This is a genomic window from Actinokineospora pegani (assembly GCF_009745975.1).
GTDB classification, from domain to species: Bacteria; Actinomycetota; Actinomycetes; order Mycobacteriales; family Pseudonocardiaceae; genus Actinokineospora; species Actinokineospora pegani.
Genome location: NZ_WHOL01000113.1, coordinates 1 through 19,210 on the forward strand (window position 1 = coordinate 1; position 19,210 = coordinate 19,210).

General features: G+C 71.3%; 15 protein-coding genes and 1 tRNA gene. 11 read left to right on the forward strand and 5 right to left on the reverse strand.

All coding sequences use genetic code 11. The annotated features are described in order from the left end of the window. Positions 1–182: 182 nt before the first annotated feature. On the forward strand, positions 183–1,559 hold the full coding sequence (gene radA / locus GCL84_RS22310) for a DNA repair protein RadA (protein ID WP_235926590.1): 1,377 nt from the start codon (positions 183–185) through the stop codon (positions 1,557–1,559). 63 nt (positions 1,560–1,622) lie between these two features. On the opposite strand, the gene otsB is transcribed toward radA, so the two are convergent. The 3 genes from otsB to GCL84_RS22325 form a co-directional block, all read right to left on the reverse strand. After that, a complete protein-coding gene (otsB, locus tag GCL84_RS22315; RefSeq protein WP_156757490.1) occupies positions 1,623–4,151 on the reverse strand; it encodes a trehalose-phosphatase in 2,529 nt (842 codons plus the stop codon). 42 nt (positions 4,152–4,193) lie between these two features. After that, the gene (locus tag GCL84_RS22320; RefSeq protein ID WP_235926592.1) at positions 4,194–5,639 is read right to left on the reverse strand and encodes an alpha,alpha-trehalose-phosphate synthase (UDP-forming); all 1,446 of its coding nucleotides are present in this window, start codon (positions 5,637–5,639) and stop codon (positions 4,194–4,196) included. Positions 5,640–5,756: 117 nt separating this feature from the next. Then, positions 5,757–7,187 carry a threonine/serine exporter family protein gene (locus GCL84_RS22325; RefSeq protein WP_407924420.1) on the reverse strand — a complete coding sequence of 477 codons (1,431 nt, stop codon included), beginning with the start codon at positions 7,185–7,187 and terminating at the stop codon, positions 5,757–5,759. Between the two features lie 176 nt (positions 7,188–7,363). Between GCL84_RS22325 and GCL84_RS22330 the strand changes: the two genes are divergently transcribed. Further along, positions 7,364–7,436: transfer RNA gene (locus GCL84_RS22330), tRNA-Thr, on the forward strand. Between the two features lie 202 nt (positions 7,437–7,638). Next, on the forward strand, positions 7,639–8,382 hold the full coding sequence (locus tag GCL84_RS22335; RefSeq protein WP_235926593.1) for a PP2C family protein-serine/threonine phosphatase: 744 nt from the start codon (positions 7,639–7,641) through the stop codon (positions 8,380–8,382). A gap of 664 nt (positions 8,383–9,046) precedes the next feature. Here the strand turns inward: GCL84_RS22335 and GCL84_RS22340 are convergent. Both GCL84_RS22340 and GCL84_RS22345 read right to left on the reverse strand, forming a co-directional pair. Continuing rightward, positions 9,047–9,961, reverse strand: coding sequence for an NADP-dependent oxidoreductase (locus GCL84_RS22340; protein ID WP_156757494.1), 915 nt, complete (start codon positions 9,959–9,961; stop codon positions 9,047–9,049). Positions 9,962–10,182: 221 nt separating this feature from the next. Further along, a complete protein-coding gene (locus GCL84_RS22345) occupies positions 10,183–10,998 on the reverse strand; it encodes an ABC transporter ATP-binding protein (RefSeq protein ID WP_156757495.1) in 816 nt (271 codons plus the stop codon). A 117-nt stretch (positions 10,999–11,115) separates the two neighbouring features. Here GCL84_RS22345 and GCL84_RS22350 point away from each other — a divergent pair, with 117 nt between their 5' ends. The 8 genes from GCL84_RS22350 to thpD all read left to right on the forward strand — a co-directional run bounded on the left by GCL84_RS22350 (position 11,116) and on the right by thpD (position 18,827). Continuing rightward, positions 11,116–12,063, forward strand: a complete 948-nt coding sequence (locus GCL84_RS22350; RefSeq protein ID WP_156757496.1) for a methionyl-tRNA formyltransferase — start codon at positions 11,116–11,118, stop codon at positions 12,061–12,063. A 136-nt stretch (positions 12,064–12,199) separates the two neighbouring features. Further along, on the forward strand, positions 12,200–13,519 hold the full coding sequence (locus GCL84_RS22355) for a lysine N(6)-hydroxylase/L-ornithine N(5)-oxygenase family protein (RefSeq protein ID WP_156757497.1): 1,320 nt from the start codon (positions 12,200–12,202) through the stop codon (positions 13,517–13,519). A 35-nt stretch (positions 13,520–13,554) separates the two neighbouring features. Beyond that, positions 13,555–14,298 carry a thioesterase II family protein gene (locus tag GCL84_RS22360; RefSeq protein ID WP_197523447.1) on the forward strand — a complete coding sequence of 248 codons (744 nt, stop codon included), beginning with the start codon at positions 13,555–13,557 and terminating at the stop codon, positions 14,296–14,298. Positions 14,299–14,321: 23 nt separating this feature from the next. After that, complete coding sequence (locus tag GCL84_RS22365) at positions 14,322–15,110, forward strand: PIG-L family deacetylase (RefSeq protein ID WP_156757499.1); 789 nt, start codon at positions 14,322–14,324, stop codon at positions 15,108–15,110. A gap of 414 nt (positions 15,111–15,524) precedes the next feature. Then, a complete protein-coding gene (gene ectA / locus GCL84_RS22370) occupies positions 15,525–16,031 on the forward strand; it encodes a diaminobutyrate acetyltransferase (protein ID WP_156757500.1) in 507 nt (168 codons plus the stop codon). A 64-nt stretch (positions 16,032–16,095) separates the two neighbouring features. Beyond that, a complete protein-coding gene (gene ectB / locus GCL84_RS22375; protein WP_156757501.1) occupies positions 16,096–17,346 on the forward strand; it encodes a diaminobutyrate--2-oxoglutarate transaminase in 1,251 nt (416 codons plus the stop codon). 47 nt (positions 17,347–17,393) lie between these two features. Beyond that, on the forward strand, positions 17,394–17,792 hold the full coding sequence (locus tag GCL84_RS22380) for an ectoine synthase (protein WP_156757502.1): 399 nt from the start codon (positions 17,394–17,396) through the stop codon (positions 17,790–17,792). Between the two features lie 111 nt (positions 17,793–17,903). Continuing rightward, a complete protein-coding gene (thpD, locus tag GCL84_RS22385; protein ID WP_407924421.1) occupies positions 17,904–18,827 on the forward strand; it encodes an ectoine hydroxylase in 924 nt (307 codons plus the stop codon). The last annotated feature ends 383 nt before the right edge of the window (positions 18,828–19,210 follow it).

The window sequence follows — 19,210 nt, forward strand, 5'->3', positions numbered from 1 at the left end:
ATCTCTCCCGCCACCCGCCCCCTCGTCCCCGCCCGGCATCGTTCCCGGCTCGGGTGGGCGGGTGCCGGTGCGGAGTGGGCTGAGTGCTCGAGCTTGATCTCTCCCGCCACCCGCCCCCTCGTCCCCGCCCGGCATCGTTCCCGGCTCGGGTGGGTGTCGGTGGTCGGCCGTAGGTTGACGGCGTGGCTGTGACCAAGACCCCGAAGTCGTCCTACCGCTGTGCCGAGTGCGGGCACGGTGTGGCCAAGTGGTTCGGCCGCTGCCCGGAGTGCCAGGCGTGGGGGACGCTGGAAGAGGTCGGCGCCCCGCGACCCGGGCTGGCCAGGGTCGCGGCCGGGGCGCCGTCCGCCCCGGCGCGGCCGATCAACGAGGTCGACGTCGAGGCCGCGCGGGCGGTCCGGACCGGTGTCTCGGAACTGGACCGGGTGCTCGGCGGCGGTGTCGTGCCGGGGGCGGTGGTGCTGCTCGCCGGTGAGCCCGGCGTCGGCAAGTCCACGCTGCTGCTCGAGGTCGCGCACCGCTGGGCCGAGGTCGTGACCAACGGGCCCACCCTGTACGTGACCGGCGAGGAGTCGGCGGGCCAGGTCCGCCTGCGCGCCGAGCGCACCGGGAACGTGCACCCGGAGATGTTCCTGGCCGCCGAGAGCGACCTGTCGGCCGTCCTCGGCCACGTCGACGCGGTCAAGCCGGGCCTGCTCGTGGTCGACTCGGTGCAGACGATGGCCTCGCCCGCCGTCGACGGGGCCGCGGGCGGTGTGACCCAGGTGCGCGCGGTGACCGCCGGGCTGGTCTCGCTGGCCAAGGAGCGCGCGCTGCCGGTGCTGCTGGTCGGCCACGTCACCAAGGAGGGCTCCATCGCGGGCCCGCGCGTCCTGGAGCACCTGGTCGACGTCGTCCTGCACTTCGAGGGCGACCGCCACTCCTCGCTGCGGATGCTGCGCGGGATCAAGAACCGGTTCGGCGCCGCCGACGAGGTGGGCTGCTTCGAACTCGTCGAGGGCGGCATCGTCGGCGTCCCCGACCCCTCCGGGCTGTTCCTCAACAAGCGCGAGACCGGCGTCGCGGGCACCGCCGTCACCGTCGCCGTCGAGGGCAAGCGCCCGCTGCTCGGCGAGGTCCAGGCCCTGGTCTCCCGCTCCCACCTCGGCACCCCCCGCCGCGCCGTCAGCGGCCTCGACTCCGCCCGCGTCTCCATGATCATCGCCGTCCTGGAGCGCAGGGGCGGCATCCGCTTGGGCGACTCCGACATCTACACCGCGACCGTCGGCGGCATGAAGATCCCGGAACCCGCCGCGGACCTGGCGGTCGCCCTGGCCGTGGCCACCGCCGCCCGCGACGTCGCGCTGCCCCCGGACCTCGTGGTGCTCGGCGAGGTGGGCCTGGCGGGCGAGGTCCGCCGCGTCACCGGGGTCCGCACCCGCCTGGCCGAGGCGATGCGGCTGGGCTTCAGCAAGGCCCTGGTGCCCGCGGATTCCGGGGACCACCCGCCGGGGATGCAGGTCCGAGAGGTGGCGGACCTGGCCACGGCGATGAACAACCTGGCGGTACTCAGGTCCTAAGAGGACACAAACCGCTCGGTCCCTCCTCCCGGGGCAGCACCCTGGGAGGAGGGACCGCGGCGGTCAGTTGGACAGCAACTGGGCGCAGCGGATCAGGCCCAGGTGCGAGTACGCCTGCGGGTGGTTGCCCAGCGAGCGCTCCGCGATCGGGTCGTACTCCTCCGGCAGCAGGCCCGTCGGCCCCGCCGCGTCGACGATCTGGGCGAAGAGGTCCTCGGCCTCCGGGCGGCGACCCGTCAGCAGGTAGGCCTCGATCATCCAGGCGGCGCAGAGGTGGAAGCCGCCCTCGTCGCCGGGGAGGCCGTCGTCGCGGTGGTAGCGGTAGACGGTGGAGCCGGTGCGCAGTTCGGCCTCGGTGGCGGTGACCGTCGAGACGAAGCGGGGGTCGGTGGGGTCGATGAGGCCGACCATGCCGATCAGCAGGGTGGCGGCGTCGAGGTCGGTGCCGTCGTAGGCGGTGGTGAACGACTTGATCTCGTCGTTCCAGCCGTTGGTCAGCACGTCCTCGGCGATCTGGGCGCGCAGCGGCTCCCAGGACGGCTCGAACTCGCGGCCGTAGGCCTCGCCGAGCTTGATCGCGCGGTCGATCGTCAGCCAGCACATGACCTTGGAGTACACGTGGTGGCGCGGGCGGTGCCGCTCCTCCCAGATGCCGTGGTCGGGCTCGTGCCAGCGGCGGGAGACGGCCTCGGTCATCGCGCACACCATCGCCCAGTCGCCGTCGGTGAGCGAGCCGCGCGCCTCGGACAGGGCCATCACCAGGTCGACGACCGGGCCGAACACGTCGAGCTGGACCTGCTGGTTGGCCAGGTTGCCGACGCGGACCGGCCGCGACCCGGCGTAACCGGGCAGCGTGTCGATCACGGCCTCCGGGCCCAGGGTGGTGCCCGCGATCGTGTACAGCGGGTGCAGCCGCTCCGGCCCGGCCACGGTCTCCAGGACGCCGTGCACCCAGCCCAGGAACGCCTCCGCCTCCGCGGTCGAGCCCAGCGACACCAGGGCCTTGGCGGTCATCGACGCGTCGCGCAGCCAGCAGTAGCGGTAGTCCCAGTTGCGGACGCCGCCGATCTCCTCCGGCAGCGACGTCGTGGCCGCGGCCATGATCGCGCCGGTCTCGCTGTGGCAGAGCCCGCGCAGGGTGAGCGCGGAGCGGGCCACCAGCTCCTTCTCCACCGGCGGCAGCACCAGCGTGTCCAGCCACTGCGACCAGTACCCGCCCGCGCGCGCCTTGCGCTCGGCCTCGGCCAGCGGGTGCGGCGACAGGTCGGCGGTGCCGCAGCGCAGTTCCAGCTCCACCGGCCGCTCCGGGGACAGCCGGATGACCGCGCGGGCGGTGTCCCACATGCCGTCGGAGACGATCTCCCAGGTCACACCGGGGGAGCGCAGCGCGATCGGGTCCGAGGTGCCCAGCACCCGGATGCCGTCCTCGGCGGCCTCCAGCCGGACCTGCACCTGCCCGAACTCCGGGCGCGGGGCGAACTCGACGACGACCGACGAGGTGCCGGTGAGCACCCGGGTCAGCTCGGTGCGGTACTCGGCGGAGTCGTGGTCGAGGTAGTCGGTGACCAGCAGGCCCGACCAGCGGGTCTCCACCGTCATGGTGCCCGGCAGGTAGCGCTGGCCCAGCGGCAGGCCGCCCTTCTCCGGGGTCACCGAGAAGTGGCCCGCGGTCAGGCCGCCGAGCAGGTCGGCGAACACCGCGGCCGAGTCCGGCTCCGGGTGGCACAGCCAGGTCAGGCGGGCGTCCGGGGTGACCAGGGCGACCGACCGCTCGTTGGCCAGCATCGACAGCCGCTCGATCGGCACGGCCTGCTCGCCGTAGAGCCAGTTGCGCCGCTCCTCCAGCAGGAACGCCAGCATCGTGGAGACCGAGGTCGGGTCGTCGATGCGGTACCCGGCCAGGGTGGCGCCGTCGCCGACCTTGACGCCCAGGTCCGGGCCGGAGAGCCGGGCGAAGGCCTTCTCGTCGGTCACGTCGTCGCCGACGAACACCGCGGCGGTCGCGCCGACCTGGTGGCGCAGCACGTCGAGCGCGTGGCCCTTGTCGGTCTGCACCACGGCCAGCTCGACCACGGCCTTGCCCTCGGTGACCTCGACGCCGTCCCAGGCGCACGGACCCGACCGGACGAGGTCGAGCACGCGCGCGGCGGTGGCCTCGTCGGCCCGGCGCACGTGCACGGCGATGCTGGCGGGCTTGACCTCGAGCTGCACGCCTGCCGCGCCGTCGACGAGCTTGTCCAGCTCGGCCTCGACGCGCTGGTGCAGCGCGCGGGCGCCCGCGTCGAGCGCGTGCACGAAGCCCACGTCGAACTCCGAACCGTGGCTGCCGACCAGGTGCACCTCGGAGGGCAGCCGCGACAGCGTCGCCAGGTCGCGCAGCGCCCGCCCGGAGATCACCGCCGTCGTGGTCTCGTGCAGACCGGCCAGCGAGCGCAGCGCCCCCACCGACTCGGTGTGCGGGCGCGCCTTCTCAGGGTCTTCCACGATCGGGGCAAGGGTGCCGTCGTAGTCACAGGCGACCAGCAGGCGCGGGGTGCGCGCGAGCTGAACGATCGCCCGGCGGAGGTCGGCGGGGAGGGCCTCGGCGGTCAACGCCATCTCCTTGGGGACATCGGTGTCAGGTGGACGGGCGCGCTAGTGGCCATGCTCCGGGTCCAGTGCGTCCAGGAACGAGCGCGCCCACCGGTCGACGTCGTGGGTCAGCACTTGTCGCCGCAGCGCGCGCATCCTACGGCGACCCTCGGCTGGATCGATCGTGAGGGCGGCGAGCATGGCTTTCTTGACACCGTCAAGATCGTGCGGGTTCACCAGGAAGCTGCTGGTCAGTTCCGCGGCCGCACCAGCGAACTCGCTGAGCACCAGGGCGCCGCCGAGGTCGTGGCGGCAGGCGACGTACTCCTTGCACACCAGGTTCATCCCATCGCGCACCGGCGTCACGAGCATGACGTCGGCCGCGGCGAAGAACGCCGCGAGCTCCGCGCGGCCCACCGATTGGTGCAGGTAGTGCACGACCGGACGCCCCACCCGGCCGAACTCGCCGTTGATCCGGCTGACGATCTGCTCGATCTCGCCGCGCATCCGCTGGTAGTGCTCGACCCGCTCGCGGCTGGGGGTGGCCAACTGCACCATCGCGACCTCGGACGGGTCGATCCGGCCCTCCTGCAACAGCTCCTGCAGCGCGAAGAGCCTGCGATCGATCCCCTTGGTGTAATCCAGCCGGTCCACGCCGAGGATGATCTTCTTGGGGTTGCCGAGGTCCTGCCGGACCTGCTGGGTGCGCGCGATCGTCTCCTTCTTGCGCGCCAGGGAGTCCAGCCCGGCCGAGTCGATCGAGATCGGGAACGCGCCGACCCGCACCGCGCGGTCGTCGAGCTGGATCACACCGGGCCGGGTGCGCACGCCGACCGCGCCCCTGGACGGCTCCAGGCCGAGCAGCCGCCTGGCCAGCCAGAGGAAGTTCTGCGCGCCACCGGGCCGGTGGAAGCCGACCAGGTCCGCGCCGAGCAGGCCGCGCACGATCTCCGCGCGCCAGGGGAGCTGCATGAACAGCTCGGTCGGCGGGAACGGTATGTGCAGGAAGAAGCCGATGCGCAGGTCGGGGCGCAGCTCGCGCAGCATCGAGGGCACCAGTTGGAGCTGGTAGTCCTGGATCCACACCGTGGCGCCCTGGGCCGCGACCTTCGCGCACGCCTCGGCGAACCGGTGGTTGACCTTGACGTAGGCCTCCCACCAGCTCCGGTCGAACACCGGCGTGGCGACGACGTCGTGGTAGAGCGGCCACAGGGTTCCGTTGGAGAAGCCCTCGTAGTAGTCGCGCACCTCGGTCGCGCTGAGGGCGACCGGGTGCAGCCGCATCCCGTCCTCGACCAGCTCGTCGAGCTCCACGTCCGCCACGCCCGGCCAGCCCACCCAGGCCCCGCTGTGGCTGCGCAGGAACGGGGCCAGCGCGCTGACCAGGCCACCGGGGCTGTGCTTCCACCGCTGCGTCCCGTCGGGCAGCCGTTCCAGGTCGACGGGGAGGCGGTTGGCGGCGACGATGAAGTCCGCGCCGTCGGTTCCGGCGCCGTTTGCGCTGCTCACGATGACCGAGCCTCCTGTCGAACCGGACCGGGTGGGGTCTTAGAGGCTAGTCGGCGCGCGCGGACCCCGCGTCCTGCGAGCGGGGACGGCGCTGCGTGCCATCTGTCACGTGGCCGCTCACTCCAGCCTGCGGCGCGTCGGGCGGAGGGGGCCGGACATGCGCGGGCCGGACAGCCTGCGCTCCAGCCTGCCCAGGCCCGACCGCACGGGCTGGGCCAGGTACTCGCCGAGGACCACGCCCGCGGCCAGCGCCAGCGCGATGGCCGCGGCGATCATCAGCGTCGGCAGGCCGGACACGGTGCGCTCGACGGCCAGTTGGTAGAGCGCGCGGTAGGTGGTGATGCCGGGGAGCAGCGGCACCATGCCCGACACCGCCACCACCAGCGGCGGCATCCGCAGCCGCCGCGAGATGACACCGCCACCGAAGCCGATGATGACCGCCGCCCCGGCCGAGGCCGCGATCGGGCCCGCGCCGGTCAGCGACAGCGTCCCGTAGCCCGCCGCGCCGATGCCGCCCGCCAGCGCCGAGACCAGCAGCGCCTTGGGCGTGGCGTAGCTGGCCAGGCCGAAGCAGCCCGCCGCCGCCGCCCCCGCGAGCGCCTGCACCGGCAGCCGCACCGCGCTGGGCGGCAGCGGGTCGGCCAGCGGGGTGTACTGCATGCCCAGCGCGGTGGCGACGTTGAGCGCGAGCACCACACCCGCGATCAGCCCCGCCGTCATCATCGACACTTCCATGGTGCGGCCCGCGGCGGTGACGTTGTACCCGGTGATGGCGTCCTGCACCGTCGACACGACCGACAACCCGGACAGCAGCACCGTGATCGCCGCGGCCACCAGCAGCGTCGGCCGGGCCGCGGGCACCAGCCCGCTGACGAACAGCGCCAGCGCCCCACCGGTCGCCAGTGCCCCGCCGACCACCTGCTGGAAGAAGAAGGGGAGCGCGCGCTTGTTCAGCACTCGCCCCACCCGGTCCACCACAGCGGTGATCAGCCCCGCGAACACCGCCATCAGCGGCGCCCCGCCGATCAGGACGGTGATCGCCACCGCCATCCCGGCCCACGCCGCCGTCGCCACCCACCGCGGGTACGGGTGGTCGGCCGAGGTCAGCCCGTTCAGCTCGATCTGCGACTCCTCGGCGGTGATCCGCTGCCCGGTGATCTTCCGGACCAGCACCTCCACCGCCTGCAGCCGCGTGTAGTCCAACGACCTCGACCGCACCACGCGCACCGACGTGATCGGGGCCTCCTCGGTCCCGCGCCAGCAGGTCACCGTGATCGAGGTGTAGATGACGTCCACCTCGCAGTGCGGCAACCCGAAGGCCTCCGCCACCGCGATGATCGTCGCCGTGACGTCCGAGGCCCCCGCCCCCGACGTCATCTGCACCTCCCCGATCCGCAGCGCGAGGTCGAGGACGAAGTGCACGGTCCGCTCCGCGGGCAGCGCGGGCCCGATCACCACATCCGCGTCCAGCGGCGAGACCACGTCGGTCGGCGCATCGCCGTCCGCCCCGCCTGCCTTGCCGTACTCCCCGCTCCCCCCAGCCCCCACCCGCCAAGGCGCCACCCGACCCCAGCGCCCGAATCGCAACCCCACTACGCCTCCCATCCGCTCACCGATCGGGTGGTCTCACCACAGCTCCCCAACGACCGTGTCCGATCCCGGCCCGCCCCGCAACCTCGCTCCCACCTCGCTTAGGATGACCCTCGACACCCGGTGGGTGTCGTGCCGCTATAGCTCAATTGGCAGAGCACTCGCCTTGTAAGCGAAAGGTTCGGGGTTCAAGTCCCCGTAGCGGCTCAATGCCTGCTCAGTCTCCTCCCACGACCAGCCCCGCTCCCAGGCCGAAATGCTCCTTTCGTCACCGTCACCGCCGCGTGCGGGAGCAGTTCTTTAACGCTTCGCCACGACAACCAGGGCTCGGGTATCGCTGACCGGTCACGGTGTGCAACATTCCGTGTGTTCTGGCGAAGTGGTCGGCGGTCGTGTGGTGGAGGTTGGCGTGAGTGTTCCGGTCGTTCGGGTGGGGGCCGCTACTGATGTGGGGGCGGTGCGGGCTGCCAACGAGGACGCGTTCCTGGTGACGGGGAGCGTGTTCGCGGTGGCCGACGGGATGGGCGGGCACGCGGCGGGGGACGTGGCCAGCGCGATGGCGGTGCAGGGCCTGCGCGGGCTCGACGCCGAGGTGGTGCGGCGGCCGGATGACGTGCGGGCTCGGTTGGTGCGGGTCAACGCCGACATCGTGGGGGCTTCGGTGCGCGATCCGGCGCAGGCCGGGATGGGCACCACCGTGACCGGGATCTGCCTGGTGGACTTCGCGGGGTCCGCGCACTGGGTGGTGTTCAACATCGGGGACTCGCGGGTCTACCGGTACGCCGGGGGCGCGTTGTCGCAGTTGACGACGGACCACTCGGAGGTGGCGGAGTTGATCGCGGCGGGGGAGTTGACCCCGGAGCAGGCGGCGGTGGACGTCCGGCGCAACGTGGTGACGCGGGCGCTGGGGTCGCACGTGGCGCCGGAGCCGGACCTGCTGGTGATCCCGCCGGGCGAGGGCGACCGGTTCCTGTTGTGCTCCGACGGGCTGACCGGGGAGGTGTCCGACGAGGTGATCGCCGAGGTGCTGGCGGGCGTGGCCGACCCGCAGGAGGCCGCCGAGCGCCTGGTGTCCGACGCCGTGGCGGCGGGAGGGCGGGACAACGTCACCGTCGTGGTGGTGGACCACGTCCCCGGGGCGGCGTCGGCCTGAGTCCGTCCACGGTGAACAGCACGCGAACCTGCGTGAGTTGACCGGGCCGTTATCGGGTTCGCGCAACATCTGACCCGCGCGGTGTGATTGACCGGGGTGACAAGCCGCGGTGGTCGTTCCGGACAGGGGAGACATCCTCGGGCTGGTGGCGGGCGACAACACCGACGCCTCCACCGTTCCCCCACCCAACCGCGTCCACCCCCCAGCTCCCGCCCGTCGTGGCCTTCATCCTCACCTGGATCGTCCTACCCCTGGCGATCACCGCCCTCGCCGGTGTCCTGGTAATCGCCTCGAAAGCCCTCCGCCGCAGCCGAAGGCGCACTCGGGGGACCTCCGTCGCCCGCGTCGCCGCAGGGTGGCGGGACATCCCCGACCGAGCCCGAGACCTGGGCAGGACAGTCCCCAAGGCCTCGCCCACCCCGAACAAGCCCGCGCCCTCGACGACCACGCGGTCCTCCCCCGGCGACGCCACGGTATTCGGCAGACCACGCTGCGGAGACATTTTGGTCCACTGTGGAGTCATTCCGCCGCCGAATGGGCGTCCACACCGACCGCCTCGCCCGCCTGCGCTGCGAACCTTCCGCTAACCCAGGAACAGAGCCGCCCAGCAACGCCAGTGTTGAGCGGCGAACTGCCCCCGGGGCCGCCTTGGAAATCCCAGGCGCTAGCGCAGGCTCACCACTACCTTCCCCTTGGCGTGTCCGACCTCCACCGCCGCCACGGCCTTCTCCGCGTCGTCGAAGTCCAGCACGTCCTCCACCTTCGGGTCGAGCTTCCCCTCGGCCACCAAGGAGGCGACCGCGTCCAGCACCCGGGACGTCCCGTCCCGCTCGACCAGCACCCCACCGAACTCGGCGGCGGTCGCCGGATCGCCCGCGGTCACCAGCTTCCCGCCGTCGAGCACCGGCGCCACCGCGCGCAGCCCGTCGCCGCCCGCGAGGTCGAAGATCGCGTTCACGGCGGGCATGACCTGGTGCACCCGCTGCACCACGCCCGGCCCGTACTCGACGAACGTCGCGCCCAGGGACTCGACCAGCTCCCGCTTGTCGGCGCCCGCCACGCCGATCACGTTGACGCCGCGGTCTCGCGCGATCTGCGCCGCGGCCACGCCCACGCCGCCGCTGGCGCCGTTGACCAGCAAGGTCTGACCTTCGCTGAGCCCGAGTTGCTCCACCGCGTCATAGGCCGTCGCGCCCGCCACGGGCAGCGTCGCGGCATCGGTGAACGACACCTTCGGCGGCTTGTGCGCGGTGCCTGCCGCGCTCAGCACCGCCAGTTCCGCGAACCCGCCGGACGACGGCGCCGTGTACCCGAACACCTCGTCGCCCTCGGTGAAGCCGCTGACGTCCTTGCCCACTCCCCGCACGACGCCCGCGACCTCTTGGCCCATCGTGGCCGGGAACTCGACGTCGCCCGCGAACTCGCGCATCAGCCCCAGCCGTGTCTTCCAGTCGACCGGGTTCACGCCCGCGGCCACGACCTCGACCAGCAGCTCGCCGGGCAACGGCTCCACCGCGTCCAGCTCTAGGAACTCCTGGACGTCGGCGCCACCGTACTCGCGGAAGCCGTATGCCCTCATGGTCTCTCCTCCTCGCTCGATTGCTCCGAACAGGCGTACCCAGCCGGTTCGGGTCCAATCGGTGAGGACGGGCGAACGGCCCCGGAGCTGGGGGGACCGCCGGGGCCGTTCACCCCCTGCATCGCGCGCAAGCCGAATCTGTTTCGCCTTGGTTCGAACCCCAGGCCGAGGAGGGGCGTGTGCACGACCACGACCCACCAGAGGAGCCCGCGGTGTGGGGGTCAGCGGTGGGCGTCGGCGGGGGCGGCGCAGCGGTGGCGGCCGAAGGGGACGACCAGCGGTGTGCCGGACAGCGGGTCGCTGATGACCTCGCAGCGCAGGCCGAACACGTCCTCGACCAGGGAGGCGGTGACGACCTGCCTCGGGTCGCCCTCGGCGACGACCTCGCCCGACTTCATCGCCACGACGTGGTCGGCGTAGCGGCTGGCCTGGTTGAGGTCGTGCAGGACCATCACCACCGTGCGCTCGCCCGCGTGGTTGAGGTCGGCGATGAGGTCGAGGACATCGATCTGGTGGGCCAGGTCCAGGTAGGTCGTCGGCTCGTCGAGCAGCAGGTACGGGGTGTCCTGGGCCAGGGCCATGGCGATCCACGCGCGCTGGCGCTGCCCACCGGAGAGCTCGTCGACGGCGCGGTCGGCCAGGTCGGCCATGTCCGTGGCGCCCAGTGCCAGGGCGACCGCGTCGGCGTCCTGCGCCGACCACTGCCGCAACCAGGTCTGGTGCGGGCTGCGGCCGCGGGTCACCAGCTCGCGCACGGTCATGCCCTCGGGCGCGGTGGGCGCCTGCGGCAGGATGCCGAGCTTGCGCGCCAGCTCCCTGGTGCGCATCCGGTGCACGTCCTGGCCGTCGAGGTGCACGACCCCGGCGGTCGGCGACAGCAGCCGCGACATGCCGCGCAGCAGCGTCGACTTGCCGCAGGCGTTCGCGCCGACGATCACGGTGACCTTGCCCTTGGGCACGACCAGGTCGACGCCGTCGATCACCGTGCGCTTCTCGTAGGCCAGTCGCAGCGCCTCGGCGCGCAATCCGTCCGTCATCGCATCCTCCGCCGAGCGTCCTGCGCGGGCCCGGCGGGACAACCGGGCCTTGGGCGAGCACTGAAGTGAGGTTAGCCTAACGAAAGGCCTGCCCCCCGGTCCCGCTGAGGAGAGTCAATGCGCGTGGTCATGTTCGGCTTCCAGACCTGGGGGCACCGCACCCTGCGGGCGCTGATCGAATCCGAGCACGAGGTCGTCGGTGTCGTCACCCACCCCAAGAGCGACGGGGTCAACGAGCGCATCTGGGGCGACTCGGTCGAGGACCTGGCCACCGAGCACGGCCTGCCGATCATCTTCCGCGAGCGGCCGGTGGACGAGGAGCTGCTCGACGAACTGCGCGCGCTGGACGCGGAGATCTTCGTCGCGGCCAACTGGCGCACCTACATCCCGGAGTCGGTCTTCACCCTGCCACCGCGCGGCACCCTCAACATCCACGACTCGCTGCTGCCCGCCTACGCCGGTTTCTCCGCGATGATCTGGGCGCTGATCAACGACGAGCCCGAGGTCGGCGTCACCGCGCACATGATGGACGCCACCCTGGACGCCGGGGACATCGTGCTCCAGCGCGCCTTCCCGGTCGGCCCCCGCGACACCTCCGGCGACCTGGTGCTCAAGTCGATGGACCTCTTCGGGCCCATCACCGTGGACGCGCTGGCCCTGATCGCCGAGGGCCGCCAGGACTTCCAGAAGCAGGACCGGACCAAGGCCAGCTTCTTCCACAAGCGCGCCGAGGAGGACCTGCGCATCGATTGGACCTGGTCGGCCGAGGAGCTCGACCGCTTCGTGCGCGCCCAGTCCGCCCCGTACCCCAGCGCCTTCTGCTTCCACCGGGGCAAGCGCCTGGAGATCGTCACCGCCGAGGTCTCCGCCGCCGTCTACGGCGGCACCCCCGGGCGCATCTTCTACCGCGAGGGCGACGGCGTGGCGATCGTCGCGGGCCCGGAGGCGCGGCGGGGCCGCGGCAGGGGGCTGCTGGTCAAGTCCGTCCGCACCGAGTCCGGCGAGGTCGTCTCGGCCGAGAAGTACTTCAAGCACATGGGCGGGTACCTCACCTCCCGCCCGTGACACCGCCGAACGGCCCAATGACCTGGTGTTTCCGGTGCGGCAGAACACAATCCGGTGCGCTGGGGGGACTCCCAACGGCGGTTCGTTTAGGTTAGCCTCACCTACGTTGAGCGTCGGTTACGGGAAAGGGTCTGGTGTGAGCAGCGAGGTGCGTGAGGTGCACGACCTGGTGGGCATCGGGTTCGGACCGTCGAACCTGGCCCTGGCGATCGCCGTCGACGAGCACAACCGGCGCGACCCGGGCGCCGCGCTGAACGCGGTCTTCCTGGAGCGGCAGGAGTCCTTCGGCTGGCACACCGGCATGCTCATCCACGACGCCACCATGCAGGTCTCGTTCCTCAAGGACCTGGTCACCATGCGCGACCCGGCCAGCGACTTCAGCTTCCTGTGCTACCTGCGCGATCGCGGCAGGCTGGTGGACTTCATCAACCACAAGACGATGTTCCCGCTGCGGACCGAGTTCCACGACTACTTCGAGTGGTGCGCGGCCAGGGTCGCCCGCCAGGTCCGCTACGGCCGCGAGGTCATCGCGGTCCGTCCGGTCGAAGTGGACGGTGAGGTGACCTGCTTCGACGTGGTGGCCAAGCAGGGCGACACCGCCGTGACCTACCGGGCCAAGGACGTCGTCGTGGCGACCGGCCTGCGGCCGCGGCTGCCCGCGGACGCGATGCCCTCCGAGCGGGTGTGGCACAACATCGAGCTGATGCACCGCAAGGACGCCCTCGTCGCCGCCGACCCCGAGCGGGTGCTGGTGGTCGGCGCCGGGCAGTCCGCGGCGGAGACGGTCGCGGAGCTGCACTCGGTGCTGCCCAACTCCACCGTCACCGCGGTGTTCGCCCGCTACGGCTACGCGCCCGCGGACGACAGCCCGTTCGCCAACCGCATCTTCGACCCGGCCGCCGTCGACCACTTCTACTCCGCGTCCGACGACGTCAAGCAGATGCTGCTCGACTACGCCCGCAACACCAACTACTCCGTCGTGGACATGGACCTGATCGAGGAGCTCTACCGGCGCGAGTACCGGGAGCGGGTCAGCGGCAAGCGCCGCCTCGACATCCGCAACGCCTCCCGGGTCACCTACGCCCGCGAGACCGACGAGGCCGTCTACGCCACCGTCGAGTTCCTGCCGACCGGCGAGGTCGAGACCCTGGAGTGCGACGCGGTCGTCTACGCCACCGGCTTCCTGCCCAGCGACGTGTTCACCCTCCTCGGCCGCGCCGCCGCGGTCTGCGAGCGCACCGAGGACGGCAAGCCGGTGCTCGGCCGCGACTACCGCATCGCCACCCAGCCCAACGTCAGCGCGGGCATCTACCTGCAGGGTGGCTCCGAGCACATGCACGGCATCACCAACACCCTGCTGTCCAACACCGCTGTGCGCGCGGGTGAGATCCTGGCGTCGGTCCTCGCCCCCGCCCGGGCCGAGGAGGCCGCGCCGGAGCTGGTGACCACCCCGTGACCGCCCGGCTCACCACGGTGGAAGGTGGGGCAGGGGTGAACGGAGTCCCAGCGCCATGGGTGCGCCGCTACACCAGGCAGCCGGGCGCGAGCCGGGTGGTGCTCTGCTTCCCGCACGCCGGGGGCGCCGCCAGCTCCTTCCGGGGCTGGGCCGACCACCTGCCGCCGGACACCGAGCAGTGGGTCGTGCAGTACCCGGGCCGCGAGGACCGGATCGCCCACCCGGTGATCGACGCGATGGACCCCCTGGTCGACGCGGTCGTGACTGAGGTCGTGCCCGCGCTGGCCGCGACCGGCGCCCGGGTGGTGCTGTTCGGGCACAGCATGGGCGCGTCGGTGGCGCACGAGGTCGCGCTGCGCGCCGCCGCCGAGCGGCCCGGCCTGGTCCAGCGCCTGGTGGTGTCCGGGCGGCCCGGGCCCGCGACCCAGCGCGCCAAGCACGAGCCGGTGCACCTGCGCGACACCGCGGGCTTGCTGGACGCGCTCGCGTGGCTGGGCGGCACGGTGCCGGAGGCGCTGGCGAACCCGCAACTGGCCGAGCTGCTGCTGCCGGTCATCCGCAACGACTTCCAGCTCATCGAGCGCTACCGCGCGAGCCGGGGCGTCCTCGACATCGACGTCGTCGCCATCACCGGCGACGACGACCCGTCGATGCCCGCCGAGGCCGCCGACGACTGGCGCGCCGCGACCACCGGCGCGTTCACCCGCCACACCCACCCCGGCGGGCACTTCTACCTCTACGACAACCTGCCGGAAGTCGTCGCCGAGACCCTCGGGTGACCGGACGCCGGTAGATTCGCCGCATGGCGACACTGGTGTCATTCCACGCCCACCCCGACGACGAGTGCATCAACTGCGGCGGCGTGATGCGCAAGGCCGCCGACGAGGGCCACCGGGTGGTCCTCGTCGTGGCGACGAGGGGCGAGGTGGGCGAGATCGTCCCCGGCGTCCTCGAGCCGGGTGAGCAGCTCTGGGAGCGCCGCGTGCGCGAGACCCACACCGCCGCCGAGATCCTCGGCGCCGCCCGCGTCGAGTTCCTCGGCTACGTCGACTCCGGGATGATGGGCGAGGCCACCAACTCGGCCGACAACACCTTCTGGACCGCCGACGTCGAAGAGGCCGCCAACCGCCTCGCCGCCATCCTCGTCCAGGAGTCCGCCGACGTCCTCACCGTCTACGACGACAACGGCGGCTACGGCCACCCCGACCACATCCAGGTCCACCGAGTGGGCCTGCGCGCCGCCGAACTGGCCGCGACCCCCCGCGTCTACCAGGCCACCTCCAACCGGGACCACCTCAAGGCGGGCTTCGCCGCAGCCCGGGCCGCGGGCGTCGAGGGCCTCCCCGCCGACGACTTCGACGACCTCGACATGGGCAAACCCGCCGCTGAGATCACCACCGCCGTGGACGTGTCGGCCTACCTCCCCGTCAAGCGCGCGGCGATGCGCGCCCACGCCTCCCAGATCGCGGAGGACTCGTTCTTCCTGGCCCTGCCGGACGAGGCCTTCGCCTTCGCCTTCGGAACGGAGTGGTTCATCCGGGTGGGCGCCGCCCCCGGCATCGCCGAGACCGACCTCCTGACCGGACTCTGAGCCAACCCCGGCTCCTGTCTCCGGAGCAGTGTGCCCAGCCGAAACCGCTGCGCCGCAACGCATCCACCCCAACGAGCAGCGCCCGCTGATCCCCCGGCCCGAGAACCCGGCGCCCGCTCGTCGTGCCCGCGACGCCCTCCGGGAGGTACCGTCAGAACGACATACCGGTCACGCGGCGCAGTGAGACCGCACCGCAGCGCAGCGGCTGCCCGCCGAACAGCCGCAGCAGCGGACTCAAACCATGAACACGGTCACAGGGTAACCCAGGGTTAACACACCCGTTGGTCAAGTACAACCGTACTGTTGGGCTTTTCACCCAGTTTTTCGGCTTCTCGCAGGTAACACCGCAGGTCGTCCGGGTGCATCGCTCGGCGGCAGTGGAACATCCTGTTACGTTCTCAAGGTATGTCCGGGATGACGAAAAACCACTCGATCGAACGGCCGTCCACTGAGGACGGCTCCGACCTGTGGCGAGTTGCCCGCGACTCGCGAACACTCGACCTGAACTCTTCCTACGCCTACCTGCTGTGGTGCCGCGACTTCGCCGACACGTCGCTGGTGGTCAAGGTGGACGGGGCGGTCGTGGGCTTCGTCATCGGCTTCATCCGCCCGACCGAGCCGGAGACGGTCGTCGTGTGGCAGATCGCCGTCGACGCCGACCAGCGCGGGCGGGGGTTGGCGGCGAAGCTGCTCGACCGGCTCGCCGCCGTGCTCGTCCCCCGCGGTGTGCGGAACCTGGAGACCACGATCAGCCCGGACAACGCCGCGTCCATCGCACTGTTCACCGCCTTCGCCCGCCGACAGGGCGCCGCCATCGACCGCACCGAGTTGTTCGGCGCCGGGCACTTCCCGGACGCGCACGAGGCCGAGGACCTGTACCGCATCGGTCCACTCGAGGCCCGCGTCCCCGCAACCGTCTGAGCCGCGGGCTCACTGGTCGACAAGACCGCGCAGGAAATCGCCAAGGGGAAACGGAGATCTTCGCATGAGCGTGTTCACGAAACTGGAGTCCGAGGTCCGCAGCTACTCCCGGGGCTGGCCGGTCACCTTCGACCGCGGCGTCGGCAGCGTGCTGCACGCCGAGGACGGGACCCCCTACCTCGACTTCTTCGCGGGCGCCGGGGCGCTCAACTACGGGCACAACAACCCGGTGCTGAAAAAAGCCGTCATCGACTACATCGAGCGCGACGGCGTGACGCACTCGCTCGACATGCAGACCGTGGCCAAACGGGACTTCCTGGAGACCTTCGACGAGAAGGTCCTCAAGCAGCGCGAGCTGGACTACAAGATCATGTTCCCCGGCCCGGCAGGCGCCAACGCCGTCGAGGCCGCGCTCAAGCTGGCCCGCAAGGTCACCGGCCGCGAGTCGATCGTCAACTTCACCAACGCCTTCCACGGCATGACGCTCGGCGCGCTCAGCGTCACCGGCAACTCGATGAAGCGCGGCGGCGCGGGCGTCCCGCTCGTGCACGCCACGCCGATGCCGTTCGACAACTACCTCGACGGCCAGACGCCGGACTTCCTGTGGTTCGAGCGCCTGCTCGACGACAGCGGCTCCGGCCTCAACGAGCCCGCCGCCGTGATCGTCGAGACCGTGCAGGGCGAGGGCGGCATCAACGTCGCGCGCGTCGAGTGGCTGCGCGCGCTGTCGGACCTGTGCAAGCGCCACGACATGCTGCTCATCGTCGACGACGTGCAGATGGGCTGCGGGCGCACCGGCCCGTTCTTCAGCTTCGAGGCCGCGGGCATCAAGCCCGACATCGTGTGCCTGTCCAAGTCCATCGGCGGCTACGGCCTGCCGCTGGCGCTGACCCTGCTGCGCCCCGACCTCGACGTCTGGGAGCCGGGCGAGCACAACGGCACCTTCCGCGGCATCAACCCCGCCTTCGTCGCCTCCACCGCCGCGCTCAACGAGTACTGGGGCGACGACCGGCTGGAGAAGTCGACGCTGGCCAAGGGCGAGCAGGTGCAGCGGGTGATGACCGAGATCGCCGAGGCGCACCCCGAGCACGCCCTCAAGCCCAAGGGCCGGGGCCTGGCCCGCGGTCTGCAGTTCGTCGACGGCGAGACCGCGTCCGCGGTCTGCGGCGCGGCGTTCGAGCGCGGCCTGCTGATGGAGACCTCCGGCCCCGACGGCGAGGTCGCCAAGGTCATGCCCCCGCTGACCGTCACCGACGACGAGGTCGAGCGCGGCATGGGCATCCTGGCCGACTCGGTCGCCACCGTCCTGCGCTGACCGGCGCGCTCGCGCCGGCACTGCCCGAACGAGAGGGAAAAGCACACGTGATTGTCCGGACGCTGGATGAGATCACCGACACCGACCGCGACGTGGTGACGCCGAACTGGCGCAGCAAGCGGATCGTGCTCGCCGGAGACGGCGTCGGGTTCTCCGTGCACGAGACCGTGCTGAAAGCCGGTACGGTCAACGACTTCTGGTACGCCAACCACATCGAGGCGGTGTTCATCACCGCCGGTGAGGGCGAGCTCCTGGACAAGGAGACCGGCGAGGTGCACCAGCTCAAGCCAGGTTCCATCTACGTGCTCAACGGCAACGAGAAGCACCAGGTGCGCCCCAGGACCGAGATCCGCACCGTGTGCGTGTTCAACCCCCCGGTGACTGGCCGCGAGGTCCACGACGAGCACGGGGTCTACCCGCTGATCGTCGAGGACGCGGTCTCGTAGCGAGCACCACCGCGCCGCCACCACCGCCAACCCGCGGTCCTCGACACAGGTCGGAGACGATGTCGGGCGGGGGCGAGGGGGTGCGCGGCAGGACAGATGAAAGGAGTATTCGTGACTGCTCTGGACACCAGGACTGACAGCGGGACCGATAGCGCGACCCAGGACAAGTACCTGACCCGCACCCCGTACCAGCTCGACCCCGTCGAGCGCGTCGACCCGACCGTGTGGTCGGGAGTCGACGGGCCGATCGACAGCGCGACGCTGGCGGCGCACGACAAGAACGGGTACTCGGTCTACCAGGACCTGCTCAGCCCTGGCGAGATCCAGGCCTACCGCGACGAGCTGTCGCGGCTGGCCGCGGACCCCGCGCTGCGGGGCGACGAGCGGACCATCGTCGAGCGCTCCACCGACGAGGTCCGCTCCATCTTCGAGGTGCACAAGATCAGCGACCTGATCGCCGAGCTGGTGCACGACCCCCGCGTGCTCGACCGCGCCCGGCAGGTTCTCGGTTCCGAGGTCACGGTGCACCAGAGCAGGGTCAACTACATGCCGGGTTTCAAGGGCCGGGGCTTCTACTGGCACTCGGACTTCGAGACCTGGCACGCGGAGGACGGCATGCCCGTGCCGCGAGCGGTGAGCATGTCGATCGCCCTCACCGACAACTACCCGTTCAACGGCGGGCTGATGGTGATGCCCGGCTCGCAGCGCACCTTCGTGCCGTGCGCGGGGGAGACCCCGGACGAGCACTACAAGGCGTCGCTGACCGAGCAGGAGATCGGTGTGCCCAGCCACGAGCACATCACCGCGCTCGCCTCGGTGCACGGGATCGACCAGTTCACCGGCCCGGCGGGCTCGGCGCTGCTGTTCGACTCGAACCTGATGCACGGTTCGGGCAACAACATCACCCCGTTCCCCCGGTCGAACATCTTCGTGGTGTTCAACAGCGTGCAGAACGCTCTCGTCGAGCCGTTCGCGGCGTCCGCGCCACGCCCGGAATTCATCGCCTCGCGACAAAGCGCTCCGCTGTCCAGGTGACCCACCTGTTATCTGGCGAGTGCGCGCTGTTATGTTGGTAACGGCCGGGGCCGCGCGTCCCGGCGCTCCACCACCGCTCGACCGGTGCCATGGCGGGGTTCCCGCTCGGGGTGGGTCCTGTCCAGGAACCGGTCGCGCTCGTGGAGTCCGGCCCCGTGGCCGCCGATATCGGGATCGGCGGCCACGGGGCCGAACCCGTTTTGGCGGCCGGTGACAACTGCGGGCGCCCATTCCCACTAAATCGCCTCCGCGCCGCCGGCGTCCCACCGAGCCGGGGAGACGGGTGGTGGTGGAAATCCCCGCGGTGATTAGGCCGTTGGGTTGACTCCGCCCACAACTACTGCCTGAAGGCGAGGCAAGCTCTAGGTTTGGGCCGGGGAGGA